The organism is Variovorax palleresanus (assembly GCF_051144945.1).
GTDB classification, from domain to species: domain Bacteria; phylum Pseudomonadota; class Gammaproteobacteria; order Burkholderiales; family Burkholderiaceae_C; genus Variovorax; species Variovorax paradoxus_S.
This window is the reverse complement of the sequence record NZ_JBJNVP010000002.1, coordinates 1,739,001-1,762,774: the sequence shown is the minus strand read 5'-3', so window position 1 is coordinate 1,762,774 and position 23,774 is coordinate 1,739,001. Positions and strand designations below refer to the sequence as shown.

At 68.3% G+C, this 23,774-nt stretch carries 26 protein-coding genes; 9 read left to right on the top strand and 17 right to left on the bottom strand.

Translation table 11 applies throughout. The annotated features are described in order from the left end of the window. Positions 1–7: 7 nt before the first annotated feature. Together ACJ7Z0_RS12130 and rtcA are read left to right on the top strand one after the other, a co-directional pair. Positions 8–862 carry a nucleotidyltransferase domain-containing protein gene (locus tag ACJ7Z0_RS12130; RefSeq protein WP_434790046.1) on the top strand — a complete coding sequence of 285 codons (855 nt, stop codon included), beginning with the start codon at positions 8–10 and terminating at the stop codon, positions 860–862. Continuing rightward, positions 859–1,899: an RNA 3'-terminal phosphate cyclase gene (gene rtcA / locus ACJ7Z0_RS12125; RefSeq protein ID WP_434790045.1), complete on the top strand. Its 1,041-nt coding sequence runs from the start codon at positions 859–861 to the stop codon at positions 1,897–1,899. The genes ACJ7Z0_RS12130 and rtcA overlap by 4 nt, the downstream gene beginning before the upstream one ends. Before the next feature lie 18 nt (positions 1,900–1,917). On the opposite strand, the gene ACJ7Z0_RS12120 is transcribed toward rtcA, so the two are convergent. Then, positions 1,918–3,588, bottom strand: coding sequence for an adenylate/guanylate cyclase domain-containing protein (locus tag ACJ7Z0_RS12120; RefSeq protein WP_434790044.1), 1,671 nt, complete (start codon positions 3,586–3,588; stop codon positions 1,918–1,920). A 29-nt stretch (positions 3,589–3,617) separates the two neighbouring features. Between ACJ7Z0_RS12120 and ACJ7Z0_RS12115 the strand changes: the two genes are divergently transcribed. Further along, positions 3,618–4,361, top strand: coding sequence for a Crp/Fnr family transcriptional regulator (locus ACJ7Z0_RS12115; protein WP_434790043.1), 744 nt, complete (start codon positions 3,618–3,620; stop codon positions 4,359–4,361). A 6-nt stretch (positions 4,362–4,367) separates the two neighbouring features. Here ACJ7Z0_RS12115 and ACJ7Z0_RS12110 read toward each other — a convergent pair whose 3' ends face one another. Then, the gene (locus tag ACJ7Z0_RS12110) at positions 4,368–4,844 is read right to left on the bottom strand and encodes a DoxX family protein (RefSeq protein ID WP_431127815.1); all 477 of its coding nucleotides are present in this window, start codon (positions 4,842–4,844) and stop codon (positions 4,368–4,370) included. A gap of 218 nt (positions 4,845–5,062) precedes the next feature. On the opposite strand from ACJ7Z0_RS12110, the gene ACJ7Z0_RS12105 reads away from it, so the two are divergent. Next, positions 5,063–5,821: a sulfite exporter TauE/SafE family protein gene (locus ACJ7Z0_RS12105; protein WP_434790042.1), complete on the top strand. Its 759-nt coding sequence runs from the start codon at positions 5,063–5,065 to the stop codon at positions 5,819–5,821. Between the two features lie 11 nt (positions 5,822–5,832). On the opposite strand, the gene ACJ7Z0_RS12100 is transcribed toward ACJ7Z0_RS12105, so the two are convergent. The 5 genes from ACJ7Z0_RS12100 to ACJ7Z0_RS12080 all read right to left on the bottom strand — a co-directional run bounded on the left by ACJ7Z0_RS12100 (position 5,833) and on the right by ACJ7Z0_RS12080 (position 9,207). Continuing rightward, complete coding sequence (locus tag ACJ7Z0_RS12100; protein ID WP_434790041.1) at positions 5,833–6,192, bottom strand: DUF1428 domain-containing protein; 360 nt, start codon at positions 6,190–6,192, stop codon at positions 5,833–5,835. Positions 6,193–6,256: 64 nt separating this feature from the next. Further along, positions 6,257–7,717, bottom strand: coding sequence for a DHA2 family efflux MFS transporter permease subunit (locus ACJ7Z0_RS12095; protein WP_434790040.1), 1,461 nt, complete (start codon positions 7,715–7,717; stop codon positions 6,257–6,259). A 40-nt stretch (positions 7,718–7,757) separates the two neighbouring features. Continuing rightward, positions 7,758–8,177, bottom strand: a complete 420-nt coding sequence (locus ACJ7Z0_RS12090; RefSeq protein WP_434790039.1) for a VOC family protein — start codon at positions 8,175–8,177, stop codon at positions 7,758–7,760. Between the two features lie 18 nt (positions 8,178–8,195). Then, complete coding sequence (locus ACJ7Z0_RS12085; protein WP_434790038.1) at positions 8,196–8,723, bottom strand: SRPBCC family protein; 528 nt, start codon at positions 8,721–8,723, stop codon at positions 8,196–8,198. 46 nt (positions 8,724–8,769) lie between these two features. Continuing rightward, entirely contained in the window at positions 8,770–9,207 is a 438-nt protein-coding gene (locus ACJ7Z0_RS12080; protein ID WP_434790037.1) for a VOC family protein, read from the bottom strand. A gap of 127 nt (positions 9,208–9,334) precedes the next feature. Between ACJ7Z0_RS12080 and ACJ7Z0_RS12075 the strand changes: the two genes are divergently transcribed. Further along, a complete protein-coding gene (locus tag ACJ7Z0_RS12075; RefSeq protein ID WP_434790036.1) occupies positions 9,335–9,997 on the top strand; it encodes a TetR/AcrR family transcriptional regulator in 663 nt (220 codons plus the stop codon). Positions 9,998–10,012: 15 nt separating this feature from the next. Here ACJ7Z0_RS12075 and ACJ7Z0_RS12070 read toward each other — a convergent pair whose 3' ends face one another. Genes ACJ7Z0_RS12070 through ACJ7Z0_RS12045 form a run of 6 tightly spaced genes read right to left on the bottom strand, consistent with a single transcriptional unit; the run spans position 10,013 to position 16,746 of the window. Then, positions 10,013–10,504 carry a MarR family winged helix-turn-helix transcriptional regulator gene (locus tag ACJ7Z0_RS12070; RefSeq protein WP_431127833.1) on the bottom strand — a complete coding sequence of 164 codons (492 nt, stop codon included), beginning with the start codon at positions 10,502–10,504 and terminating at the stop codon, positions 10,013–10,015. Between the two features lie 41 nt (positions 10,505–10,545). Beyond that, positions 10,546–12,303 carry an acyl-CoA dehydrogenase family protein gene (locus ACJ7Z0_RS12065; RefSeq protein ID WP_434790035.1) on the bottom strand — a complete coding sequence of 586 codons (1,758 nt, stop codon included), beginning with the start codon at positions 12,301–12,303 and terminating at the stop codon, positions 10,546–10,548. Positions 12,304–12,310: 7 nt separating this feature from the next. Beyond that, the gene (locus tag ACJ7Z0_RS12060) at positions 12,311–13,300 is read right to left on the bottom strand and encodes a Bug family tripartite tricarboxylate transporter substrate binding protein (RefSeq protein WP_434790034.1); all 990 of its coding nucleotides are present in this window, start codon (positions 13,298–13,300) and stop codon (positions 12,311–12,313) included. Positions 13,301–13,335: 35 nt separating this feature from the next. After that, entirely contained in the window at positions 13,336–14,100 is a 765-nt protein-coding gene (locus ACJ7Z0_RS12055) for an SDR family NAD(P)-dependent oxidoreductase (RefSeq protein ID WP_431127841.1), read from the bottom strand. 22 nt (positions 14,101–14,122) lie between these two features. Further along, entirely contained in the window at positions 14,123–15,976 is a 1,854-nt protein-coding gene (locus tag ACJ7Z0_RS12050) for a feruloyl-CoA synthase (RefSeq protein WP_434790033.1), read from the bottom strand. Next, the gene (locus ACJ7Z0_RS12045; RefSeq protein WP_434790032.1) at positions 15,973–16,746 is read right to left on the bottom strand and encodes a crotonase/enoyl-CoA hydratase family protein; all 774 of its coding nucleotides are present in this window, start codon (positions 16,744–16,746) and stop codon (positions 15,973–15,975) included. The genes ACJ7Z0_RS12050 and ACJ7Z0_RS12045 overlap by 4 nt, the downstream gene beginning before the upstream one ends. Positions 16,747–16,850: 104 nt before the next feature. Between ACJ7Z0_RS12045 and ACJ7Z0_RS12040 the strand changes: the two genes are divergently transcribed. Then, entirely contained in the window at positions 16,851–17,717 is an 867-nt protein-coding gene (locus ACJ7Z0_RS12040) for an amidohydrolase family protein (RefSeq protein WP_434790031.1), read from the top strand. Between the two features lie 16 nt (positions 17,718–17,733). Here ACJ7Z0_RS12040 and kefC read toward each other — a convergent pair whose 3' ends face one another. Next, the gene (gene kefC, locus ACJ7Z0_RS12035; RefSeq protein WP_434790030.1) at positions 17,734–19,584 is read right to left on the bottom strand and encodes a glutathione-regulated potassium-efflux system protein KefC; all 1,851 of its coding nucleotides are present in this window, start codon (positions 19,582–19,584) and stop codon (positions 17,734–17,736) included. Between the two features lie 2 nt (positions 19,585–19,586). Beyond that, complete coding sequence (gene kefF, locus ACJ7Z0_RS12030) at positions 19,587–20,327, bottom strand: glutathione-regulated potassium-efflux system oxidoreductase KefF (protein WP_434790029.1); 741 nt, start codon at positions 20,325–20,327, stop codon at positions 19,587–19,589. A gap of 83 nt (positions 20,328–20,410) precedes the next feature. On the opposite strand from kefF, the gene ACJ7Z0_RS12025 reads away from it, so the two are divergent. Both ACJ7Z0_RS12025 and ACJ7Z0_RS12020 read left to right on the top strand, forming a co-directional pair. After that, positions 20,411–21,031, top strand: a complete 621-nt coding sequence (locus ACJ7Z0_RS12025) for a ParA family protein (RefSeq protein WP_431127865.1) — start codon at positions 20,411–20,413, stop codon at positions 21,029–21,031. Between the two features lie 55 nt (positions 21,032–21,086). After that, positions 21,087–21,557 carry a MaoC family dehydratase gene (locus ACJ7Z0_RS12020; RefSeq protein ID WP_431127868.1) on the top strand — a complete coding sequence of 157 codons (471 nt, stop codon included), beginning with the start codon at positions 21,087–21,089 and terminating at the stop codon, positions 21,555–21,557. 36 nt (positions 21,558–21,593) lie between these two features. On the opposite strand, the gene trmL is transcribed toward ACJ7Z0_RS12020, so the two are convergent. Together trmL and ACJ7Z0_RS12010 are read right to left on the bottom strand one after the other, a co-directional pair. Next, positions 21,594–22,055 carry a tRNA (uridine(34)/cytosine(34)/5-carboxymethylaminomethyluridine(34)-2'-O)-methyltransferase TrmL gene (trmL, locus tag ACJ7Z0_RS12015; RefSeq protein ID WP_434790028.1) on the bottom strand — a complete coding sequence of 154 codons (462 nt, stop codon included), beginning with the start codon at positions 22,053–22,055 and terminating at the stop codon, positions 21,594–21,596. Positions 22,056–22,084: 29 nt separating this feature from the next. Further along, positions 22,085–22,801, bottom strand: coding sequence for a ComF family protein (locus tag ACJ7Z0_RS12010; RefSeq protein WP_434790027.1), 717 nt, complete (start codon positions 22,799–22,801; stop codon positions 22,085–22,087). A 23-nt stretch (positions 22,802–22,824) separates the two neighbouring features. Between ACJ7Z0_RS12010 and ACJ7Z0_RS12005 the strand changes: the two genes are divergently transcribed. Then, positions 22,825–23,739: a class I SAM-dependent methyltransferase gene (locus ACJ7Z0_RS12005; RefSeq protein ID WP_434790026.1), complete on the top strand. Its 915-nt coding sequence runs from the start codon at positions 22,825–22,827 to the stop codon at positions 23,737–23,739. The last annotated feature ends 35 nt before the right edge of the window (positions 23,740–23,774 follow it).

Sequence of the window (23,774 nt, the reverse complement as noted above, 5' to 3'; positions counted from 1 at the left end):
TATTTTCATGACGACTCAAGAATTCCTCCGCTCCGCCCATCCCATCGACCCCGCCATGCGCGTGCAGGTCATGGAGAACCTGCGCGACATCGAAGCCCGCCACGACGTGACCGTGCTCTTCGCCTGCGAATCCGGCAGCCGCGGCTGGGGTTTCGCCTCGCCCGACAGCGACTACGACGTGCGCTTCATCTACGTCAACCGCCTGCCGTGGTATCTCACGGTGACGGAGCGCCGCGACGTGATCGAGGTGCCGATCAGCGGCGATCTCGACGTCAACGGCTGGGACCTGCGCAAGGCGCTGGGCCTGATGCGCGAGTCGAACCCCACGCTGCTCGAATGGCTGCGCTCGCCCATCGTGTACCGCGAGGATGCGGTCGCGATGCCGCGCTTCCGCGCGCTGTCGGAAGCGGTGTTTTCCAACGCGCGCGGCTGGCATCACTACAGCTCGATGGCGAAGAAGAACTTCCGCGAGCATCTTCAAGCCGACGAGGTGCGCTACAAGAAATACCTCTACGTGCTGCGCCCGCTGCTGGCCGCGCGCTGGATCCGCACGCAGCCCGGCGTGCCGCCGATGCGCTTCGCCGACCTGGCGCAGAAGACGCTCGACGCGGTTCGCGATGCCGCGCTGATCGACGAGATCAACGCGCTGCTCGAGGTGAAGATGCGCGCCGGCGAAGCCGCGACCAGCCCGCGCTGGCCCGGCATCCATGCGTTCATCGAGACCGAGCTGGCGGCCAATGCGGCCGAGCCGGTGACGCCGCTGCCGCAGGCCGAGCAAGCGGGGCTCGATGCGTTCCTTTGCGAGACGGTGCTGCGCTTCGACGCTGCAGTGTCTGCCGCAAACGAAGGAGGCCGCCCATGATCGAACTCGACGGCTCCCAAGGCGAAGGCGGCGGCCAGATCCTGCGCACCAGCCTGGCCCTGTCGGTGGCAACGGGCCAGCCCATCGCCATCGACAACATTCGCGCGGGCCGCGCCAAGCCGGGCTTGATGCGTCAGCACCTCGCGTGCGTCAACGCCGCTGCCGAAATCAGCAATGCGCAGTTCGAAGGCGCTGAGCTCGGGTCGCAATCGCTGCGCTTCGTGCCCCGGCCGGTGCGCGCGGGCGAGTACCGCTTCACGATTGCCAGCGCGGGCAGCTGCATGCTGGTTCTGCAAACGGTGCTGCCGCCGCTGCTGCTGGCCGGCGCACCGAGCCAGTTGCACCTGCGCGGCGGTACGCACAACCCGATGGCGCCGCCTTTCCATTTTCTGGAGCGCGCCTTCGCGCCGCTGGTGCGCCGCCTGGGCGCGGACCTGCAACTGACGCTGCGCCGCTGCGGTTTCTACCCCGCCGGCGGCGGCGAAGTGGAAGCGACCATCGTGCCCGCGGCGGACGGGCTGCGGCCCTTCGATCTCGTTGCGCGCGGCGCGCTGCTGTCGGGCCACGCGGAGTGCCTGGCGCCGGGGCTTGCGCGGCACGTGGCAACGCGCGAACTCGAAACGCTGGGCCAGGCCATGGGATGGTCGGGCGATCAGCTGCGCACAGGAGCGGCGCGGCAGAACGAGGGGCCGGGCAATGCGCTGCTCGCCACGCTGGCCTACGAACACGTCACCGAGGTCTTCACGGCCTTCGGCGAAAAGACGCTGAGCGCCGAGCAGGTGGCGCATGCGCTGGTGAAAGAGCTGCGCGAGTTCCAGAAGGGCCAGGCGGCCGTGGGGCCGCACCTGGCCGATCAGTTGGCGCTGCTGCTGGGCCTGGCCGCATGGCAAAGCGGCCGCGCCGGCACCTTCACGTGCAGCGAAGTGACCGAGCACACGCGCACCAACTGCGCGGTGATCGAGCGCTTTCTGCCCGTGCGCTACGACATCTCGAAAGCGCCAGGCGCGGCCACCATCACGGCCCGGCCCGCCGGCTGAACGCAGCCCCCGTCTTGCTCACGAAAGAGGGCGCGGGGGCGATCCAGGCTGCGAACAGATCACCGCCAGGGGTTCCGAGCGGCCACGCACGGTCAGCATGTCGACCTGTTCCATCGTGTGCGCAAGGCCGGCCTGCTGCGCTGCGAACAGTGAGACCACCAGTCGCGATGCGGCCGTCTTGGCGTGGTCCTGGAGCCGGCTCGCGGTGTTGACCACTTCGCCGATGGCGGTGAAGGTGGTGGTGTCGAGATAACCCACTTCGCCCACCGCGGCGCGACCGGCATGCAGGCCCATGCCGAAGTCCAGCCGTTGCCCGAACTGGGCTTCGAAGCTTTCGCTCCACGCATCCATGCGCTGGCTGATGAGTTCGGTGGCGCGCAGCGCCTGGCGGCATGCGGTGGGCAGGTCGGTTTCGAGCCCGAAGATCGCCATCACGCTATCGCCGATGAACTGGTTCGGCACGCCGCCGCTTTCGCGCACGGCCGCACCCACGGTGGCGAAGTAGCGGTCGAGCACATAGGCCAGGTCGAACGGCCATTGCCGCTCCGACAATCCCGACCAGCGCCGCAGGTCCACGAACAGAATGGCCACGTCGCGTTCGCGGCCGAAGCTGCTGACCGGCGCCGGGCGCCCCCCGTGGGGTGGCGGCGCAAACAGCGGCGTGACCTCGATGTCGCCTCGCGGGCGCAGCTGGCAGGCGAGCCGCACGTCGCCCGGCGCGCGCACGCGTTCGAGCGTTCGCTGCTCGTCGCGGCCCGGCGCGTCCGTGTGTTCCGACGGGCCGAGCACGCGCACCCGGCAGGTCGAACATCGCGCCCGCCCGCCACAGACCGACAGGTGCGCAATGCCATGCGAGCGGCTCGCTTCCAGCACGCTCCAGCCGCGTGGCACATGCACCGTCCGGCCGGGGTAGCGCAGGGCGATGGACGGCTGGCGAGACCAGCGCGCGAACCCGTTGCGTCCCCAGCGGGCCACCAGCAAGGCGAGCAGCGCCAGGCCGTAGAACCACTTGATGCAGCCCTCGGCCGCCTTGAGTGCCTTGCCTTGTTCGGGCGTCGGCAACACGGCGGGGGGCACGCCGGTCCACTGGAACTCGCGCCCCATCGAGACGAAGCCCATCGCCGCCGTGAGCGGCAACATCACCGCAAAAGCAAGCAGCAGATAGGAGAAGCGGCGGTAGCCGGGCCGCGCCCGCAACGCGAAGTGCACCCCCAGGCAGCCGTGGCTCCAGGCCGCGAGCATCAAGGCGAACTGCGCGCTGGCGCCCGGCAGGTTCCACAGCCCCCAGACGACACGAACGTAGGAGCCCTCGATACCGTAGGCGAGATAGGCGCCGCGCATGGCCGTCAGGTGCGTGGCCAGCAGCAGCGGCAGCGCAAAACCCAGCAGCACGCGCAGGCCCTCGAGCGGCGGCATGCGCAGGGTCCGCCGTTCCCACAGGGCGACGACGGCCAGCGCGAGGTGCGTGAGAGCCGCGCCGTACAGCAGCAGCGTCCCCGGCAGGCTGTGCCAGAACTGCTGCACGCCGCGCAGCACGGTTTCAGCCGCCGCAAAGGAGAAGATCCCCAGCGAATGGTTCAGCAGGTGCGCCGTGACATAGCCCATCAGCACCAGCCCGCTCACCCAGCGGAGATTGCGCCGTGTCGGCGGTCTCAGCGAAAAAGGGGCGTGGGGGGAGCGTCTGTCCATGAACGGGTTCGAAGCGGCACCCGAGCATAATGCGCGCGCCCTTACCGACCCGCATGGCCCCATCTCCCACTACCCTTCGCTCCAGCCTCGCGCTGCGCCGCATCGCGCTGCTCGAAGGCCTCTCCGACCAGCGCCTGGACCTGCTGGCGCAGCAGTGCCTGTGGCACAGCGTGGAGGCCGGCACGCCGCTGCTGCTGCGCGCCGAGCAGCAGGGCGACGTGTTCCTGCTGGTGTCGGGCCGGGTGCGGGTGACCACCTATTCGGCCAACGGGCGGCAGGTCACTTTCAGGGATTCGGAGGCCGGCGAACACTTTGGCGACATTGCCGCCATCGACGGCGGGCCGCGTTCGGCCGACGTGGTCACGCTGGAACCCAGCGTGCTCGCCAGCCTGGACAGGACCGCCTTCATGGCCCTGCTGCGCGAGGAGCCCGTGGTGGCCGAGCGCGTGATGCGGCGGCTGGCTTCACTGGTGCGGCAGCTTTCCGAACGCGTGATCGACCTGAGCACGCTCGGCGTACAGAACCGGCTGCATGCCGAACTGCTGCGCCTTGCGCGCGCGACCGGCGTGGAGGGCAATCAGGCGCGGCTGGAGCCGGCGCCGAAGCACGCGGCCCTTGCCAGCCAGATCAGCACCAACCGCGAGCAGGTGACCCGCGAACTGAACGTGCTGGTGCGCAGCGGTGTGTTGCAGAAGGACGGCAAGGCCCTGCTGGTGGCCGACGCCGCCCGCCTCGAGCGCATGGTCTCGCAGGTCAGAGGCGACGCCGGCTGAGCCGGATCAGTTCCAGCGGCCGCGAAGACCGCCGAGGCTGAAGCGGCCCGCGCCCAGCAGCACCACGGTGAGCGCGCCGAACAGGTACAGGCCCTGCAGTTCGAGCGCCCAGCCGCCTTGCTTGGTCATTGCGAACAGGTCGGCCATGTGCACCAGGCCAAAGGCCGCGAGCATGTTGATGACGACCACGCCGGCGGCGGCGCGGGTCCAGAAGCCGGCGATCATGAGCAGCGGCGCGACGATTTCGCCCACGTACACCAGGTAGGCGAGCCCGCCCGGCAGGCCGGCCTTGACCAGCATGGCGCTCACGAAGCCGACGCCGGCCGAGATCTTGAAGATGCCGTGCAGCAGCACGAGCACGCCAATGACCACGCGCAGCAGCAGCTTGCCGGAGTCGTCCAGCGTAGCTGGGGAGAGGGAGGAAGCCTGTGCCGGTGCGATCGGCGCACGCGCGGAGTGGGCGGCTACGGCCTGGTTGTTCATGGCGGATCCTTGGAAAGTGGAGGGGTCGCCGCGGGAGTGCGACGGTTGCGGTTCCAGTGTGCGGAGACCCCGGCGGCCGGTATGTGCGTTTACGCACAGTTTTGGAGAACGCGGCCTGTCGGGCGGGACCGCCAGCAGAGCCCGCGCCATCCTGCTACGCTCGGGCGGCCCGCCACGGACACGGTGGGCTTTTTTCTGCCTGCGCCGCCTCTTTCTCCATGGTCTTTCCCCTCATCACCGATCCGCATTTCTATGCGGTCGCCATTCCCGCTGTGCTGCTGCTCGGCATCAGCAAGAGCGGTTTCGGCGCCGGCTTCGGTTCGCTCGCGGTGCCGCTGATGGCGCTGGCGGTCACGGTGCCGCAGGCGGCGGCCATCCTGATGCCGCTGCTGCTGTTGATGGACCTGCTCGGCCTGGCGGCTTTCCGGAACGACTTCGACCGCGCGCTGCTCAAGTTCCTGATTCCGTTCGGGCTGCTCGGCACCGTGATCGGCACGCTGCTGTTCCGCACGCTCTCGGCCCACACCGTGGCGGGCATCGTCGGCGTGTTCACCTTGCTGTTTCTGGCCCAGCGGCTGGTGTTTCCGCCCAAGCCCGACGACCCGCTGCCTTCGCGCGCAGTGGGCGCGGCGCTCACGGCGGTGTCGGGCTTCACGAGCTTCATCGCCCACGCCGGCGGTCCGCCGGTCAACGCCTACGTGATTCCGCTGCGGCTCAAGCCGGTGGTGTTCACCGCCACGATGGCGTATTTCTTCTTCGTGGTGAACCTGAGCAAATGGATTCCCTACGCCTGGCTTGGCCTGATCGACTTTCGCACCATGGCCACCTCGCTGGTGCTGATGCCGCTGGCGCCGCTGGGCGTATGGGTGGGCATTCGCATTGCCCGGCGCATCAATGCGACGTGGTTCTATCGCTTCGTGTACCTGGGCATGCTGCTCACGGGCCTCAAGCTCGTCTATGACGGCTTCCTGGCCTGAGGCCGGCGAGCTCAGAACTCGACAATGGATTTGAAGCCGCCGAAGATCATCCGCTTCGCATCGAAGGGCATGGTCTTCGGATCCATCGCGGCAATGCGCGGATCGGCCATGACCTTGGCGTTGACCGCGTCGCGGTGCTTGCGCGACTTGTAGACGATCCACGAGAACGCTACCGTTTCGTCGGCCTTCTGCTTCACGGCTTGCGGAAACGAGGTGAGCTTGCCGGGCTTCACATCGTCGCCAATGCACTCCACGTATTCGAGCGCGCCGTATTCCATCCAGATCTTGCCGGCCTTGCGTGCCAGCTTGCGGTAGGCCTCGACGTTGTTCGCGGGAATGGGAACGAGGAAGCCATCGACATAACGAGCCATTGGAAGTCTCCTTGAAAGAAACGGAAAGAAAAACAAGAAAAGCGGCTGCCGGCCAGGCAAACCTTCAGGATGCCGCCGCACGGTTTTCCGTGCCAGCGGATGACGCGGCCCCTTTGTTGCCTGCAGTGCGAAGCAGCACGGCCCCGAGCAATCCCGCCACGGCCGCGAACACGGCACCGATGAGAAACGCGAGGTTGTAGCCACCGGCGAGCGCGAGCGCCAGCTGCGCACCGGCCGCCTCCATCGAGGCGGTGCGTGCGGCGGCGGCGCTGGCCAGCACCGCCAGGCCCAGCGCGCCGCCCATCATGAAGGCCGTGTTGACAACGCCGGAGGCCAGGCCCGATTCGGTGGGGCTCACCTCGCTCATGGCCGCGAGCAGCAGCGGGTTCAGCGCCATGCCGGCGCCCAGGCCGAGCAGCAGCATGCCGGGCAGCACGTCGATCGCGAAGCTGCCGTTCACCGGGGCCCGCGCGAACAGCGCGAGCCCGATGGCCGCGAGCCAGAGCCCGATGGACAACGGCTTGCGGATGCCGAAGCGCATCACCAGCCTGGCCGACACGCCCAGCGAGAACACCGCCATGATCAGGTTGGCCGGCAGGAACGCCAGGCCGATCTGCATCGGCGTGTAGCCCAGCACCAGTTGCATGTAGAGCGCGGAAATGAAGAACCACGCGAACATGGCCGCGGCCCAGAGCACGCCCACCACGTTGGAGACGGAAACGCTGCGCAGCCGGAACAAGCCCAGTGGCATCAGCGGATGCGCCACCCTGGCCTCGATCACGATGAAGAGCACCATCAGCACCGCCGCAGCGCCCAGCAGCCCGAGCGTCTGCGTGGACTGCCAGCCGGCTTCGTTGCCGTTGACGATGGCATACACCGCGAGCATCAGCGACAGCGTGACGGCCACCGCGCCGGCCACGTCGAGCTTCTCGCCATGGGCATGGCCGCGCGCCGACGGCAGCAGCGCGATGCACAGCGCATACACCGCCACGCCGATTGGCAGGTTGACCAGAAAGATCCAGTGCCAGCTCAGCGTGCTCGTGAGCAGCCCGCCCAGCAGCACGCCGATGCTGCCACCGCCCGCGCAGACGAAGCCGTAGACGCCCATCGCCTTGGCACGGTCGGCCGGCTCGGTGAAGATGTTCATGATCAGCGAGAGCGCCACCGCCGAGACCACTGCGCCGCCCAGCCCCTGCACAGCGCGTGCCGCGACCAGCAGGGCCTGCGAGTTGGCAACGCCGCAGGCCAGCGAGGCGAGCGTGAACAGCACGAGGCCGATCAAGAAGATCTTGCGGTGGCCGTACAGGTCGCCCAGCCGCCCGCCCAGCAGCAGGAAGCCGCCGAAGGTCAGCATGTAGGCATTCACCACCCAGACCAGCGAGGTCTCGGTGAAGCCCAGGTCGGTTCGGATCGAGGGCAGCGCGACGTTCACGATCGTGGTGTCGAGCACGATCATCAGCACGCCGAGGCACAGCACCATCAATGCGAGCCAGCGCTTCCGGTTGTTGTCGAGTGTGTCGGTCATGAAGAGCGATTCCTGCAGGTTGCGAATCAGACGGGCGGGGTCAGACCAGCGGCTTGCCCCCGTTGATGAGCCAGGGCGTGCCGAAGCGGTCGGTCACCATGCCGAAGCCTTCGACCCAGAAGGTCTTGTCGAAGGGCATCGTGACCTTGCCGCCGTCGGCGAAAGCGTCGAACACGCGCTTCGCTTCCGCTACGGTCTCGATCGTCAGCGCCACGCCGAAGCCCTTCATGCCTTCGTAGGGTTGGCCGGGCATGGTGTCCGAGGCCATCAGCATGCCGTCGCCGTAAGCCAGTGCCGCATGCATGATGCGCTTTTCGGCGCCAGGCGGAAACTGCTCGGCGCCAGGGGCTTCGCCCATGGTCATCATCATCTGCATGGTGCCACCGAGCGTTTTTTCATAGAAGCGCATGGCCTCTGCAGCGTTGCCGTCGAACGTGAGGTAAGCGTTGATGGGAGACATGATGTTTCCTTTCGGGGGTTACTTTTCGGTGGCCGTCTTGAGATTGGCGAGACCTGCTTCGAAGTCCTTGCCGATCATCTGGTCCATGTTGAAGAAGATGCCCATGAGCTTCGCGACGTAGGGGCTCGGGCCGTGCATGGCCCAGGTGACCTGCGTGGCGTCGCCCTGCGGCTGCAGCGTGAACTCGGCCACGTTGTGGCCTTCGAAGGGCTTGATGAAGTCGAGCTTGATCGCGATCTTCGAGGAGGGCGTCGAATCGGTGATTTCCATGCGGCCCGCACCGGCCTTGTCGTTGCCTTCCCAGGCGTAGGTCGCGCCCTTGCCCGCGGGCGCGCCGCCGAAGGCGCGCTTCATGCCGGGGTCCAGCTTCTCGTAGGGCGACCAGGCGCCCCAGCGGTGGAAATCGTCGATCAGCGGAAAGATCTTCGCAGCCGGCGCCTGGATGCGCATCGTGCGTTCCACGCGGAAGGTGTCGGGCCGTGTCGCGCCGTAGATGAGCAGCACGGCGATCAGGGCGAGGATGACGAGGGCAATTTTCTTGAGCATGAAGGAGGTACTCCGGAGGCAAGGGTGTCGGGCGGTCGGTTGAAGGTCAGTTGGCGGGCGCCACCACCAGCAGCCAGCCCACGCCGAAACGGTCGCCGAGCATGCCGAAGCTGGAGGTGAAGAAGGTCGGGATCAGCGGCTGCATCACCTGGCCGCCCTCGGCCAGGGCGTCGAACCACTTGCGGGCATCGGCGTCGGTGCTGGCGGTGAGCGCGAGCATGATCCCCTTGAACTCCGGCTGGCCCGAGCACCGGCCGTCGGAGGCCATCAGCTCGGTTTCGCCGATGCGGAGCACGGCGTGCATCACTTTGTCGGGGCTGGGCGTGGCGCCGCCGCAGCTGGCATCCGCGTTGTCCGAAGGGGCTTCCGCCGGCGCTTCGCTGTAGCGCATGAGTTGGACGACTTCGGCACCGAGCGCCTTCTTGTAGAACGCGAGCGCTTCGTCGCAGCGGCCTTCGAACGAGAGATAGGACTGGACTTTCATGGTGTTTCCTTTGGACTGAGGATGAAAGGATGCGCAGAGACCTGCGCGCATACGGAATTACTAGTTTGTGTACACCGTCCACAAAGAATAGCAGACATAATGGACACTGTCCACATGGAGATACCTGATGAGCCCCCGCATCGTTCCGCCAGACCCCAGCGCGCCCGCCGCCCGCAGCACGTATCGCCACGGCGACCTGCGCCGCGCGCTGCTCGACGCGGGCATCGAACTGGCTCGCGACGGCGGCCCCGATGCGGTGGCGCTGCGCGAAGTGACGCGGCGTGCGGGCGTGGTGCCCAACGCGGCGTACCGGCATTTCGCAAGCCGGCGCGAGCTGCTGCTGGCGGTGCGCGCCGCGGCGTTGTCGGCGGCCGCCACGGCCATGGAAAAAGAACTGGCGGTGCTGCCCTGCGACCAGCCGCCCGCCGACTTCGCGCGGGCGCGGGTGCGGGCCATCGGCACCGCCTACCTGCGTTTTGCGCAGGCCGAGCCGGGGTTGTTCAAAACGGCTTTTCTCGTGTCGTCGGAAGACGCCCAAGGCGAGGTGGGGCCGGGGCGCGCGGGGTCGAGTGGCATGGACCCGTTCGAGTTGCTTGGCAGCGCGATCGACCGGCTCGTGGATGCGGGTGCGCTCGACCCTTCGCGGCGACCGAACGCTGAATACTTGGCCTGGTCGGCCGTGCATGGGCTGGCGCTGCTGATCATCGAAGGGCCGCTGAGAGACATGGATGCAGAAGCCACCCATGCGCTGGGGCAGCGCCTGATCGACATGGTGGAGCGCGGCCTCTAACCAGGAGGGCCGAGGCTAGAGATAGATCTTCTGCAGCAGCCGGATCAGGGTTTCGCGCTCGCGCGACGTGAGCCGCGCGCTGGCATCGGCCTCGAGCTGCGTGACCGTCTGCTCGGCCTCCCCGATCAGCTTTTCGCCCGCCTCGGTGAGATGCAGTCCCACCGCGCGGCCATCATGCGGGTGTGGCCGGCGCTCGATGAGCCCGCGGCTGTCGAGCGTGGCGACCAGGCTCACCAGGTTGGGCGGCAGGATGTCGAGCGTGTTGCAGAGCTGGCGCGAGGTGGCGCCCGGGTTGTGCGCCAGCAGCGAGAGCACCGAGAAATCGATCTGCTTGAGACCGTACGGCGCCATGCGTTCGGCAAACACCCCCGTGATGATCAGCCAGGCGCGGCGCGCGTTGTAGCCGACCAGGGCTTCCAGCACACGGGCATCGAGCCGATCGGACTTGTTGCTGGCAGCCGCTGGCGGCGCTGCTTTGGCAGAACTGTTCTTGGATGGGCGAGGCATGGTCCCAAGCGTAACCGCGCCGGGCCGCGCGGGTGTATCGGTTAACTGCCGGCAACCGGTGATTTTGCGGCGTCGTGCGACATGGCAACACCTTCGCAGGCGCGCTTGACGATGCCCAGCCGCATGTCGAATTCGGGCAGCACCCAGCGCCGGAAGGCCGCCGCCGGGCCTGCCCGGGCGGCACGCTCGGCCTCCGAGGCTTGCGCCGCGTCGATGCGCGCCCAAGCCCAGGCCATCATCGTGAGCATCACCACGCGCAGGTAGTCGTCGGCCACTTCATATGGCAGCACCGGGTTGGCATGCGCGGCCATCGCGATGGTGGTGCCCAGGTAGCGCAGCTGCGCGAGCCGGCGCTGCACGTCGGCGTCGGCCTCGCGCGAGGCATCGAGCGTGTCGCGCAGTTCGAGCAGCACCGCTGACATGCCGGCGCCGTTGTCGGGCAGTACCTTTCGCACCAGCAGGTCGATGGCCTGGATCTCGTTGGTGCCCTCGTAGATCATCGTCACGCGTGCGTCGCGCACGATCTGCTCGATGCCCCATTCGCGCACGTAGCCGTGGCCGCCGAACACCTGGAGGCATTCGCTCGCGCCATGAAAGGCCTGGTGCGTGCAGGCGGCCTTCAGAACCGGAGTGACCAGCGAGCACCAGCGCTGCGCGCGTTCGCGCGCCTTGGGATCGGCGTCGTGCGCGGCCACGTCGAGCATCAGCGCGCTGCGGTAGGCGAGCGTGCGCGCGCCCTCGACCCAGGCGCGCTGGGTATCGAGAATGCGGCGGATCGCGGGGTGTTCGGCGATGAGGTCCGCCGCCTCGCCGCCGCGGCTGGCCGGCACGGCGCCGGGCGCCCGCATCTGGCGGCGCTCCATCGCGTAGGCGTCGGCCTTCTGCCAGGCAGCGTCGAGCAGGCCGATGCCCTGCAACGCCACGTGCAGGCGCGCCGCATTCATCATCACGAACATCGCGGCCAGGCCGCGGCCCGGCTCGCCGACCAGCCAGCCGGTGGCTTCGTCGAAGCGCATGACGCAGGTCGGGCTGCCATGCAGGCCCATTTTTTCCTCGATGCGCTCGCAGTGCACCGCGTTGCGCGCGTCATCGGGCAGCAGCTTGGGAACCAACACCAGCGACAGGCCCTTGGGCCCCGCGGGCGCATCGGGCAGCCGGCAAAGCACCAGGTGCACGATGTTCGGCGTCAGGTCGTGTTCGCCGCCGGAGATGAAGATCTTGCCGCCGCTCACGCGCAGGCTGCCGTCGGCCTGCGGCACGGCGCGCGTGCGCACCTGGCCCAGGTCGCTGCCCGCGTGGGCTTCGGTGAGGCACATGGTGGCGAGCCATTCGCCTGATGCGATCTTCGGTAGATAGCGCGCGCGCAACTCGTCGCTGCCGTGGTGCTTGAGGCAGGCATAGGCGCCGTGCAACAGCCCCGGCGCCATGGTGAGACCGTGGTTGGCCGCGCTCAGCCATTCGTAGAGGATGGCTTCGAGCACGGTCGGCAGGCCCTGGCCGCCGTCTTCCGGTGCGGCCGACAAGCCGGGCCAGCCGCCATCGACAAAAGCCTGGTAGGCCTCGCGGAAGCCCGGCGGCGTGGTGACCTCGCCCTGGCTGAAACGGCAGCCGATCTCGTCCCCGTCGCGGTTCGACGGCGCCACCGCCTCGGCCACGAAGCGGGCCGCTTCATCGAGCACCTGGCCCTGCAGCGCCTCGTCGACCTCCGCGAAGGGCGCGAGCGTGCGCAGCGTCGACGGTGCGTCGAGCACCGCGTTCAGGATGAATCGGTGGTCTTCGGGGCGGGGCCGGTAATCCATCGGTGTATCAGGACTCGGCGGTGAAGCCGATCTTCTTGACCAGCGGACCCCAGCGCTCGTATTCGGCCTGGAGCGATTTCTTCATGTCCTCGGGCGAGGAGCCGTGGGCGATCAGCCCGACCGAGAGCAGGCCCTCGGCCACGGTCTTGTCCTTGAGCGCGGCCTGGATCGCTGTGCTCGCCGCCGCAATCACATTGGCAGGCGTCTTGGCTGGCGCGAAGAAGCCGAACCATTCGTCGGCCACGATTTCCGGGAAGCCCTGCTCGGTGAAGGTGGGCACGTCGGGCATGTAGGCGGTGCGTTGCGCGCCCGAGGTGGCGAGCACGCGCAGCTTGCCGGCCTTGGCAAAGGGCAGGTAGTCGCCCACCGGCGTCATGCTGGAGGCGATCTGCCCGCCCACCACGTCGTTGATGGCCGGCAGCGAGCCGCGGTAGGGAACATGGCGCAGGTCGGTGCCGCTGTTCAGGCCCAGCAGCGCACCCAGGAAGTGCGGCGTGGAGCCCGCGCCCGGCGAGCCGTAGCTGGCCTGGCCGGGGTTGGCCTTGGCCCAGGCGATGTAGTCTTTCAGCGTCTTCACGCTGGCCGGCACCATCGGCCCGACCGCGAGGCCGTGCGTCATCACGGCGCCGATCGAAATGGGCGCGAAATCGGCGATGCCGTAGCTGAGCTTGCTGTAGATGTGCGGGTAGGTCGACAGCGCGGAGGCCTGCGCGAGACACAGCACCGAGCCGTCAGCCGGCGAGGTCTTGAGCGTGTCGAGCGCAATGCGCCCGCCCGCGCCGGGCTTGTTCTCGACCACTGCGTTGATCTTCGAATACGGCGTGTCGCCGAGCTTTTCGGCCACGCGGCGCGCCACGCTGTCGCCTGCGCTGCCGGCCGGAAAGCCGTAGTAGATCTTGGCCTGCTGCACGGCTTGGGCGAGTGCGCCGAGCGGATACAGGGCGCCGAGTGCGGCTGCGCCGCCGAGGGCCTTCACGAATTCACGTCTGTTGGTCATGGTCTTGTCTCCTGGTTGTTGGGGCTGAAACTGAATCAGCGCGGCGCCATGCGCAGGGCGCCGTCGAGTCGGATCACCTCGCCGTTCAAATGCCCGTTGGTCACGATGTGGCAGGCCAGCTCGGCAAACTCCGAAGGCTTGCCCAGGCGCGGCGGAAACGGAATCGACGCGGCCAGCGATTGCTGCACGGCTTCGGGCAGTTCCATCAAAAGCGGCGTGGCAAAGAGGCCGGGCGCCACGGTGCACACGCGAATCGCGTGCTGCGCCAGATCGCGCGCCATCGGCAGCGTCATGCCGACCAGGCCGCCCTTGGAGGCGCTGTAGGCCTGCTGGCCCACCTGGCCGTCGAAGGCCGCGACCGAGGCGGTGAAGAGCATCACGCCCTTCTCGCCGTTGTCGAGCGCGTCGAGCTTGGCACAGCGCGCCGCGAACAGGCGCGCCATGTTGTAGCCGCCGATCAGGTTGATGTTGACCACGCGCACGAAGTCTTCGAGCGGCGCCGGGTTGCCATCCTTGCCGACGATGCGCTTCGCGCTGCCGATGCCCGCCACGTTCATCAGGATGCGCGCGGGGCCGTGGGCTGCAGCGGCCTTGTCGAGCGCGGCATTGACGCTCTCGGTGTCGGTGATGTCGCAGGCGCAAGCGACGCCGCCGATCTCGGCGGCGACTTTCTCGGCGAGCGCCGCGTTGCGGTCGAGCACCGCCACCTTGGCGCCCAGGCGCGCGAGTTCGCGCGCGGTGGCTTCGCCGAGGCCCGATGCGCCGCCGGTGACGAGTGCGGCTTGTCCTTCGATCTTCATGGTGTGTGGTTTCCTGGATGAATCAGCGGGGCTTCAGGGTGAAGGGCAGGGTGTCGGCGTGCAGCGCCTCGACGATCTCGGCGCGGTGCTTGAGCACGGCGCGCTGGTTGATGGAGCCCTTGTCGGTCACTTCGCCCTTGTCGATCGAAGGCGGCTCGGCCATCAGGTGCAGCCGCGCGATGCGATTGGCGCTGCCGGTGCCCATGGCCGCCAGTTCGTTGGCCACCTGCTGGAAGTGCGCCTGTACCGGTGCACTTTCGAGCACCTGCTGCATCGTTGCATCGGCCGGCAGGCCGGCCAGCTGTCGCACCTTCTGCGTCGGGAAGACCAGCGCGCCGACTTCCTTCAGGTTGATGCCGGTCAGCACCGCGTCCTGCACGTAGGGTGCGCCGGCCGTGATGATCTTGGCGCGCAGCGGACCCACGCTCACGAAGGTGCCGGTGGCGAGCTTGAAGTCTTCGGCAATGCGGCCGTCGAAGCGCAGGCCGCGGTGGATGTTGTTGTCGTCGATCCACTTCACCGCATCGCCGGTGGAGAAGAAGCCCTCTTCGTCGAAGGCTTCGGCCGTGGCCTCGGGTGCGCGCCAGTAGCCGGGCGTGATGTTGGGGCCGCGGTAGCGCACCTCGGTCTTGCCGTCGACCTCGATCAGCTTGAGCTCGATGCCGGCCGCGGGCAGGCCCACGTCGCCCGACTTCACCTCGGGCCCGGTGACATAGAGAGCGAAGGGGCCGGACTCGGTCATGCCCAGGCCGGTGCCCATGACGATGCGTTCGCCGATCTCGGCCTCCTGCGTCTTGTGCAGGCTGTCCCACACGGGCTGCGACAGCGCGGCACCTGAATAGAAGAACATCTTCACGCGCGACAGCAGGTTGCGGCGCAGCACCGCGTCGGTCTCCATGGCGTGCGCGATGGCCTCGAAGCCGGTCGGCACGTTGAAGTAGATGGTGGGAGCAATCTCGCGCAGGTTGCGGAGGGTCTCGGCCATGCCCGAGGGCGTCGGCTTGCCGTCGTCGATGTAAAGCGTGCCGCCGTTGTCCAGCACGATGCCCACGTTGTGGTTGCCGCCGAAGGTGTGGTTCCAGGGCAGCCAGTCGACCAGCACCGGCGGCTCCTCGCCCAAAGCGGGAATCGACTGGCGCAGCTGCTGCTGGTTGGCGCACCACATGCGGTGCGTGTTGATCACCGCCTTGGGCATCTTGGTGGAGCCCGAGGTGAAGAGAAACTTGGTGATGGTGTCGGGGCCGCTGGCGCGCATCGCGGCATCGATGGCGGGTGTTGCGGGCGTGGCGGCCAGCGTGTCGAACGGCGTGGCGGCGCGGCCTTCGATGGTGCCTTCGGCGATGACGACTTCGGTTTCCGCAGGCACCGCCGCGGCAATGGCGCGGCCGAAGCGCGCGGCGTCGGCGGCAAACACCAGGCCGGGCGTGAGCGTGTCCAGCACGTGGCGCAGTTTCTCGAAGTCCTGGCTCACCACCGAGTAGGGCGGCGACACCGGGCAGTACGGTACGCCGGCATACAGGCAGCCGAGCGCCATCAGCGCGTGTTCGATACCGTTTTCGCTGAGGATCGCGACCGGGCGCTCCGCATCCAGGCCGCGGTCGAGCAGCGCCTGGCCGATGCTGCGCGCCTTCTGCAGTGCCTCGGCGTAGCTCACGCGCTGCCAGTCGCCGGTGCTGCCGTCGGCCAGCCGTTCACGGCGGGCGATGAAGGTGCGGTCGGGTGCCGCTTCGGCCCAGTGCGCCAGGCGGTCGGTCATGCGGTCGCGGTAGGGCGCGAGCGGTGTTTCGGCCCGCAGGTACTGCGTGCCCGGCGCGCCGTCGCGCAGCACGGCGCGCGTGACGCCGAACGCCAGCGGACGGTATCGGATCGTGGTCATCCCTTGCTCACCTTCGCGCCGCGGCCTTCGAGGAAATCGCGCACGCGCTCCTTGGCCTCGGGCGCGTTCTGCACGATGCCGGACATCAGCGCCTCGGTGAAGAAGCCGTGGTCGGCCGACTGCTCGGCAATGCGCGGCAGCGCGTGCATCAGTGCATAGTTGGTCAGCGGCGCGTTGGTGGCCACGCGCTTGGCCAGCTCGAAGGCCTTGTCGAAGGCCGTGCCCTCGTCGACCAGGTACTGCGCGAAGTTGGCGCGCTCGCCGTCTTCGGCGTTGTAGACACGGCCGGTCATCATCATGTCGGTCATGCGGGCCACGCCGATCAGCTTGGGAATGCGCACCGAGCCGCCACCGCCCACGAAGATGCCGCGCGAGCCTTCGGGCAGCGCATAGAAGGTGCTGCGGTCGGCCACGCGGATGTGGCAGGCGCTTGCCAGTTCGAGGCCGCCGCCGACCACCGCGCCGTGCAGCGCCGCGATCACCGGCACCGGGCCGTGCTGGATCAGGTCGAGGGCGCTGTGCCACAGCCGCGAATGCTGCATGCCCTGGCCCGCGTCGCGCTCTTTCAGCTCGCTCAGGTCGAGGCCGGCGCAGAAGTGCGGGCCTTCGCCGTCGAGCACCGCGGCGCGCACCGTGGACGGCAGGGTCTCGAAGGTGTTGCGCAGCGCGAGGACCAGGCTGTCCGAAAGCGCGTTGCGCTTGGCGCCGCGCGTCAGGCGAACGATGGCAACTTCGTCGCGGATGTCGAGATGGAGATCGGGATTGGTCATGATTGCATTCGTGTGTGAGTTGGATTATGGTTATGATAAATAATCAATTCAAGGCACTTGAGCGCCCCAATTCCTAGGGACTTACCCGTACTGGAGACAACGACATGGACCACCAGAACCTGATCGCCATCGACATCCACACCCACGCCGAAGTGAGCTGCTGGAACCCGTTCGACAACTACGGCGAGGAATACGACCGCGCCGCGGACAAATACTTCGGCTCTAGCGGGCGGCCGACCATTGCCGAGAGCGTGGCCTACTACCGCGAGCGCAAAATCGGCCTGGTGATGTTCATGGTCGACGCCGAATCGAACATGGGCCGCCGGCGCATTCCGAACGAGGAAATCGCCGAGGCCGCCAAGCAGAACAGCGACATGATGATCGCCTTCGCGAGCATCGATCCGCACAAGGGAAAGATGGGCGCACGCGAGGCGCGCCGGCTCATCGAGGAGCACGGCGTGAAGGGCTTCAAGTTCCACCCGACGGTGCAGGCTTTCCACCCCTACGACAAGATGGCCTGGCCGATCTACGAGGTGATTGCCGAGCACAAGCTGCCGGCCATCTTCCACACCGGCCACAGCGGCATCGGCTCGGGCATGCGCTGCGGCGGCGGCCTCAGGCTGGAATACAGCAACCCGATGCATCTGGACGACGTGGCCATCGACTTCCCGGACATGCAGATCGTGATGGCGCACCCCAGCTTCCCCTGGCAGGACGAGGCGCTGAGCGTGGCCACGCACAAGCCCAACGTGTGGATCGACCTGTCGGGCTGGAGCCCCAAGTATTTTCCGAAGCAGCTGGTGCAGTACGCCAACACGCTGCTGAAGGACCGCATCCTGTTCGGCAGCGACTACCCGCTGATCACGCCCGACCGCTGGATGAAGGACTTCGAGGCGGCCGGGTTCAAGCCCGAGGTGATGCCGGGCATCCTGAAAGGCAACGCGGTCAGGCTGCTGAAGCTGGAAGGCTGACGAAGAGGGCGGGCTGCTACGCGTCCGCCTCTTCCTTTTCGTCGAGCCGGTCCCAATCGCGGCCCGAGCGCCGCTGCCGCTCTTCGCGTTCGCGCGCCATCTGCTCCTCGAATTGCTGGCGGCCCGCCTTGTTGGCGGCGATCAGCTTGGCGCGGTCCTTGTAGTGCGGATAGATCTCGTCGCTCAGCTTGAGGTTCCGGCGGCGGAACCGCAGCGCCGTTTCGCGCGCTTCGTGCGCCGGCCAGCCCAGCGCTTCGAGCGTCGAGCGGGCGCTGCGCAGCGACGATTCGAACACCTCGCGTTCGACATCCGTCACGCCGCGGTCGCGCAGCTGGAAGAGGTGGGTCACGTTGCGGGCCCGCGCGATGATGCGGGCCTGCGGAAAGTGCTCCTTCACGAGATCGACGATCTCGAGCGACTGCTCGATGTCGTCCACCGCCACCACGATGGCCTTGGCCGTGCCGGCGCCGGCGGTGCGCAGCAAATCGAGCCGGGTCGCGTCGCCATAGAACACCCGAAAACCGAACTGACGCAGGCCTTCGACGGTGTCGGCGTCGTGGTCGAGCACCGTGACGCGCAGGCCTTGCGACATCAGCATGCGGCCGACGATCTGGCCGTAGCGGCCGAAGCCGCAGATCAGCACCTTGGCGTCCTGCTGCTCCGAAATTTCGTCCATCTGCGTGCCGTTGCTGCGGCTGTAGCGCGGCAGCACGAACTTGTCGAGCAGCACCAGGACGAGCGGCGACAGCAGCATCGACAGTGCCACCGCGCCGATCAGGAGCGAGGTGATCTCGGGCGGCAGCACATCGGGCCCCGCGGCCTGGAACACCACGAACGCGAACTCGCCGCCCTGGGCCAGCAGCAGCGTGAACACCGGCCGCTCCTGGTAGGCGAGGCCCATGGCCTTGGCCAGGGCGTAGATCACCGCCAGCTTGATGGCCATGAAGCCGACCACCAGCATCGCCATGAGCCAGGGGCTCGCGATCAGCACGCCAAAGTTGATCGACATGCCCACGGCGATGAAGAACAGGCCGAGCAGCAGGCCCTTGAAGGGCTCGATGTCGGTCTCGAGCTCGCGCCGGTATTCGCTTTCCGCCAGCAGAACGCCGGCCAGAAAGGCGCCCAGCGCCATCGACAGGCCCACGAACTGCATCAGCGCGGCGATGGCGACCACCAGCAGCAGCGACGCGGCGGTGAAGATCTCGGGCGTGTCGCTGCGTGCGATCCAGCGCAGCAGCGGGCGCAAGGCCAACCGGCCGCCGAGGATGATGCCGGCGATCACGCCGACGATCTTCAGCCCTTCCAGTGTCCGGTCGAGCCCGCTGAGCGACTGTTCGGCCGCCGTGGCGCCCGCCAGCAGCGGCAGCAGCGCGAGGATGGGGATGGCCGCCACGTCCTGGAACAGCAGGATCGAAAAGCCCGCCTGGCCGCTCGGCGTCCTGAGCAGGTTGCGCTCGCCGAACACTTGCAGTGCGATGGCCGTGGACGAAAGTGCGAGGCCGAGCGCCGCCACCAGCGCCACGCGCCATTCGGCACCCGCGGCCCAGCCCACGGCAAACAGCACCGCGGCGCAGCTCAGCACCTGCGCCGCGCCCCAGCCGAAGATGGGCCGGCGCAGGTTCCACAGGCGCTTGGGTTCGAGTTCGAGCCCCACGAGGAACAGCATCAGCACCACGCCGAACTCGGCAAAGTGCAGCACGTCTTCCACGCTGGAAACGAGGCCAAGACCCCACGGTCCGATGGCGATGCCGGCGACGAGGTAGCCGATGATGGAGCCGAGGCCCAGGGCCTTGGACAGCGGCACCACCAGGACGGCGGCGCTCAGGTAGATCAGGCTGCTTGTCAGCCAGGCGGGTGCGTGCTCCATGCTCAGGCCGTGCCTTTTTCGTTGTTGTCGTTTTCTTCGTTGGCGGCAGACATGGAGGCGAGGCCCCGGGCCGTCGCGGAGTGGAAGGCGGCGGACGCCGCCTTGTCCGCGTCGTCGGGCTCTGCCGGGCGATCGGTTTCGGGAACGGGGCAGGCCACGCAGGCGTCGAGCTCCTCGAGTTCCGGCCACTGGGGATAGCTGCCGAGCCGCTGGGCAAAAACCTCGACGTGCGCCGCCACCTCGGCGTCGCTCGCGCGGCGCGCGCCGTGAAACACCAGCGGCGGGAGAAAGCGCATGCCGCAGAGCGCGGCGGTCTGCTCGTAGGGCGGCAGGAAGGCGTCGAAGAAGTAGCGGTTGTAGCTTTGCGGGTGGTAGCTGGCATCGGGGCCGCCGGTGGTGGCGACCAGCCAGCAGTCCTTGCCCTGGAGCGCGGTGCCTCCGTGGCCATAGGCCCAGCCGTAGCTGAGCACGTCGTCGAACCAGAGCTTTTGCAGCGGCGGTGCCGAGTACCACTGGATCGGGTGCAGCAGCACCACGAGGCTGGCCCTTGCGAGCCGGGCTTGTTCGGCCTCGACGTCGATCGAGAAGTCGGGGTAGCTGCCGTACAGGTCGTTCACCTGGACGCCTGGCACCGTGCGCGCGGCCGCCAGCAGCTGCCGGTTGACGCGGGAATCGCGCCAATGCGGATGGGCCGCGAGCACATAGATGCCGTCTGCGCCGGCGGCGGATGTCGTTGTCGTCATGCCGCGAACATAGCGCAAGATCGGCTCTTGCCCGGACAGGCAGGCACTACCATCCGGCTGTTCCAGTTCTGGAGGAGAACTTCATGCCGGTGGTTCTGGTCGCCAATCCCAAGGGTGGCGTGGGCAAGTCGACACTCGCGACGAACATTGCGGGCTATTTTGCGAGCCGCGGCCATGCCGTGATGCTGGGCGACGTGGACCGCCAGCAGTCGTCGCGCCTCTGGCTCGGCCTGCGCCCGCCGCAGGCGCGGCCCATCGCCACCTGGGAAGCCACCGGCGACAGTGCCGTGGTGCGGCCGCCGCGCGGTACCACGCACGCCGTGCTCGACACGCCGGCCGGCCTGCACGGACGGCGCTTCAAGGAGGTGCTGGCGCTGGCCGACCGGGTGATCGTGCCGCTGCAGCCGAGCATCTTCGACATCTACGCCACGCGCGATTTCCTCGACCGGCTGATGGAGCATCGCCGCGCCGAAAAAACCAGGATCAGCCTCGTGGGCATGCGCGTGAACGCCCGCACCCTGGCGGCCGACCGGCTGAACGAGTTCATCGCTAGCCTCGGCGTGCCGGTGCTGGGCGAACTGCGCGACACGCAGAACTACGTGCAGCTGGCGGCGCGCGGGCTCACGCTGTTCGACATCGCGCCGGGCCGCGTCCAGCGCGACCTGGCGCAGTGGCAGCCGATCTGCGAATGGCTGGAAAGCTGATGGGCCCCCGGCATGTCGCAAGCCCGACAGCCGCGCCGGCGCCCTTGGCACCAGAATGCCCCGCATGACCAAAAAGACATTCCAGACTCTTCAGGATCTTGCCGCCTGCGTCGGCCAGGAAGTTGCCGTGAGCGACTGGATCACCGTCACGCAGGAGCAGGTGAACCAGTTCGCCGAGGCCACGGGCGACCACCAGTGGATCCACGTCGACGTCGAGCGCGCCAAGGCCGGCCCTTTCGGCGGGCCGATCGCCCACGGCTTCCTGACGCTGTCGCTGCTGCCGCGCTTCTACGAAACCGCTTTCGACGTGGCCGAGTCGCGCATGGGCGTGAACTACGGTCTGAACCGGGTGCGCTTCATGTCGCCCGTGCCGGTGGGCAAGCGCCTGCGCGCACGCATGAAGCTGCTCTCGGCGGAGCCGATCGCGGACGACGGCCTGCAGATGACCTGGGAAGCCACGATCGAACTCGAAGGCGCGGCCAAGCCGGCCTGCGTGGCCGAGTCGGTGGTGCGCCGCTACCGCTGATATTTGCAGCCAACCGCGGCGCTGGAACGCGTTCGCTCAGCCGAACCCGTTCTGCCGCCAGGCCTCGAAGACGGTCACTGCCACGGCGTTCGAAAGATTCAGGCTGCGCTGCCCCTCGCGCATCGGCAGCCGCAGGCGTTGCGGCTCGGCGAAGGCCTCGCGCACGGCAGGCGGCAGCCCGCTGGTCTCCGAACCGAACACCAGCCAGTCGCTGGGCTGGAAGCGCACGTCGTGCACGGCGCGCGTGCCGCGCGTGGTGAGTGCGAACATGCGCTCGGCGGCAGGCTGTTCGGTGTCGAGCAGGGCCTGCCAGCTCGCATGGCGCTTGACCTCGGCGTATTCGTGATAGTCGAGGCCGGCGCGGCGCAGCAGGCGGTCGTCCATCGAGAAGCCCAGCGGCTCGACCAAGTGCAGCGCGCAGCCGGTGTTGGCCGCGAGACGGATCACGTTGCCCGTGTTCGGCGGGATTTCGGGGTGGACCAAGACTATATGGAACATGCGCCGATTGTCGCGGCGGCGCGCACCGCTCAACGCGGCGGATCGGTGCGCGCGAACACGACGGCCGTGACGTGGGCCGCGCCGGCCAGCCGCAGCGCCGCGGCCGCCGAGAACAGCGAGGCGCCCGTGGTCATCACGTCGTCGACCAGCACCACGCGGCAGCCCTGCAGCTGGCCCGCGCGCAGCGGATCCACCGCGAAGGCGCCGCGCAGGTTGCGAAGGCGCTCGGCGCGCGCGAGGCCGATCTGCGCCGGTGTGTCGCGGGTGCGCAGCAGCAGCGTCGCGTCGGTCTTGGCGGGCGCCAGCCGGCGCGCCAGTTCGGCCGCCTGGTTGAAGCCGCGCTCGCGCAGCCGGGCGGGTGCCATCGGCATCGGCAGCACGGTGTCGCACTGCTCCAGGGCCGGTTCCACCCAGGGCACGCTGCGCATCAGCGTGGCCAGGGGGCCGGCCCAGCCGGCCTCGCCGCGGAATTTGAACTGGGCGATGCAGTCGGGCCACGGCCACGCATAGCTGCATGCCGCAAGGCAGGCGTCCAGCGGTGGCGGCTCGCCCACGCATTCGCCGCACCGGACAACGCCGTCCGGAACGGGCAGGGCGCAGCTTCCGCAGCGTGCGGCCGGCGGTGCGAAGCGGGCCACGCAGGCGTCGCAAACCCGCCGCGACGGCCAGGCGCGGCACACCTCGCACTGGCTGGGCAGCCGTGCAAGAAGAGAGGTCAAAGGCCGGGCGGCCCAACGGCTGAACATGGGCTCAATATACTCACGGCCCCATGGCCACCGACCCCGCAAGAAGACCGCCGACCATCGATCCCACGGCGGCCGACCGCTGGAGCCGGCTCGCGCCGACCGCCGGCTCGCCCTGGCTGCACGAGGAAATCGGCCGCCGCATGGAAGACCGGCTCCAATGGATCAAGGCGCAGCCCCGCACCTGGGCCGACTGGGCGCCCCTGCGCGGCGGCCTCGAGGCGCACGAGCTCGTGGCCAGGCGCTATCGCGAGGCCGGCTGCTTCGTGGTCGAACCCGAGCCGGCGCTTGCCGCCGCAGCCAGCGAGGCACTGGCGACGCCCTGGTGGAGCGCGCGCCGCTGGCAGGGCGGCAAGGCGCGCTTCGATGCGCCGCCGGAAGACGGCGTGGACCTGCTCTGGGCCAACATGTCGCTGCACATGGCCGCCGACCCCGAGGCGCTCATCGCCCGCTGGCACCGGTTGGTCGCGACGGACGGCTTCCTGATGTTCTCGTGCCTCGGCCCCGACACGGTCCGCGAGCTTCGGGCGCTGCACACCCGCCTGGGCTGGCCGGCCGCGGGCCACGAGTACACCGACATGCACGACTGGGGCGACATGCTGGTGCATGCCGGCTTCGCCGAGCCCGTGATGGACATGGAACGCATCGTGCTTACCTGGGCAACGCCCGAGGCGGCACTGGCCGAACTGCGCACGCTGGGCCGCAACCTGCATCCGGCGCGCTTTCCGGCGCTTCGCGGCAAGGCTTGGCACCAGGCGCTGAAGCATGCGCTGCCCGAACTGGCGCCGGCCGAAGAGGGCGGCGGGCGCATCGCGCTGACCTTCGAAGTCATCTACGGGCATGCCTTCAAGCCGGCGCCGCGCGTGGCGCTTTCGGCCGAGAGCGCGGTGTCGTTGCGCGAGATGCGCTCGATGCTCCAGCGCGGCCGGCCCGGCGCCTGAACGCCGGGCTGCGCAAGCTGCGCATCCGGTGGGCG

Coding starts and splice junctions, on each gene's coding strand:
- ACJ7Z0_RS12080 (WP_434790037.1), bottom strand. CDS start 9,207: ATGAAAGTCCAGTCCTATCTCTCGTTCGAAGGCCGCTGCGACGAAGCG.
- ACJ7Z0_RS12095 (WP_434790040.1), bottom strand. CDS start 7,717: ATGACCGACACACTCGACAACAACCGGAAGCGCTGGCTCGCATTGATG.
- ACJ7Z0_RS12110 (WP_431127815.1), bottom strand. CDS start 4,844: ATGAACAACCAGGCCGTAGCCGCCCACTCCGCGCGTGCGCCGATCGCA.
- ACJ7Z0_RS12045 (WP_434790032.1), bottom strand. CDS start 16,746: ATGACCAATCCCGATCTCCATCTCGACATCCGCGACGAAGTTGCCATC.
- ACJ7Z0_RS12060 (WP_434790034.1), bottom strand. CDS start 13,300: ATGACCAACAGACGTGAATTCGTGAAGGCCCTCGGCGGCGCAGCCGCA.
- ACJ7Z0_RS12010 (WP_434790027.1), bottom strand. CDS start 22,801: ATGTTCAGCCGTTGGGCCGCCCGGCCTTTGACCTCTCTTCTTGCACGG.
- ACJ7Z0_RS12055 (WP_431127841.1), bottom strand. CDS start 14,100: ATGAAGATCGAAGGACAAGCCGCACTCGTCACCGGCGGCGCATCGGGC.
- trmL (WP_434790028.1), bottom strand. CDS start 22,055: ATGTTCCATATAGTCTTGGTCCACCCCGAAATCCCGCCGAACACGGGC.
- ACJ7Z0_RS12105 (WP_434790042.1), top strand. CDS start 5,063: ATGGTCTTTCCCCTCATCACCGATCCGCATTTCTATGCGGTCGCCATT.
- ACJ7Z0_RS12070 (WP_431127833.1), bottom strand. CDS start 10,504: ATGCCTCGCCCATCCAAGAACAGTTCTGCCAAAGCAGCGCCGCCAGCG.
- kefF (WP_434790029.1), bottom strand. CDS start 20,327: ATGACGACAACGACATCCGCCGCCGGCGCAGACGGCATCTATGTGCTC.
- kefC (WP_434790030.1), bottom strand. CDS start 19,584: ATGGAGCACGCACCCGCCTGGCTGACAAGCAGCCTGATCTACCTGAGC.
- ACJ7Z0_RS12085 (WP_434790038.1), bottom strand. CDS start 8,723: ATGCTCAAGAAAATTGCCCTCGTCATCCTCGCCCTGATCGCCGTGCTG.
- ACJ7Z0_RS12130 (WP_434790046.1), top strand. CDS start 8: ATGACGACTCAAGAATTCCTCCGCTCCGCCCATCCCATCGACCCCGCC.
- ACJ7Z0_RS12120 (WP_434790044.1), bottom strand. CDS start 3,588: ATGGACAGACGCTCCCCCCACGCCCCTTTTTCGCTGAGACCGCCGACA.
- ACJ7Z0_RS12020 (WP_431127868.1), top strand. CDS start 21,087: ATGCCCCGCATGACCAAAAAGACATTCCAGACTCTTCAGGATCTTGCC.
- ACJ7Z0_RS12040 (WP_434790031.1), top strand. CDS start 16,851: ATGGACCACCAGAACCTGATCGCCATCGACATCCACACCCACGCCGAA.
- ACJ7Z0_RS12025 (WP_431127865.1), top strand. CDS start 20,411: ATGCCGGTGGTTCTGGTCGCCAATCCCAAGGGTGGCGTGGGCAAGTCG.
- ACJ7Z0_RS12100 (WP_434790041.1), bottom strand. CDS start 6,192: ATGGCTCGTTATGTCGATGGCTTCCTCGTTCCCATTCCCGCGAACAAC.
- rtcA (WP_434790045.1), top strand. CDS start 859: ATGATCGAACTCGACGGCTCCCAAGGCGAAGGCGGCGGCCAGATCCTG.
- ACJ7Z0_RS12050 (WP_434790033.1), bottom strand. CDS start 15,976: ATGACCACGATCCGATACCGTCCGCTGGCGTTCGGCGTCACGCGCGCC.
- ACJ7Z0_RS12090 (WP_434790039.1), bottom strand. CDS start 8,177: ATGTCTCCCATCAACGCTTACCTCACGTTCGACGGCAACGCTGCAGAG.
- ACJ7Z0_RS12065 (WP_434790035.1), bottom strand. CDS start 12,303: ATGGATTACCGGCCCCGCCCCGAAGACCACCGATTCATCCTGAACGCG.
- ACJ7Z0_RS12075 (WP_434790036.1), top strand. CDS start 9,335: ATGAGCCCCCGCATCGTTCCGCCAGACCCCAGCGCGCCCGCCGCCCGC.
- ACJ7Z0_RS12115 (WP_434790043.1), top strand. CDS start 3,618: ATGCGCGCGCCCTTACCGACCCGCATGGCCCCATCTCCCACTACCCTT.
- ACJ7Z0_RS12005 (WP_434790026.1), top strand. CDS start 22,825: ATGGCCACCGACCCCGCAAGAAGACCGCCGACCATCGATCCCACGGCG.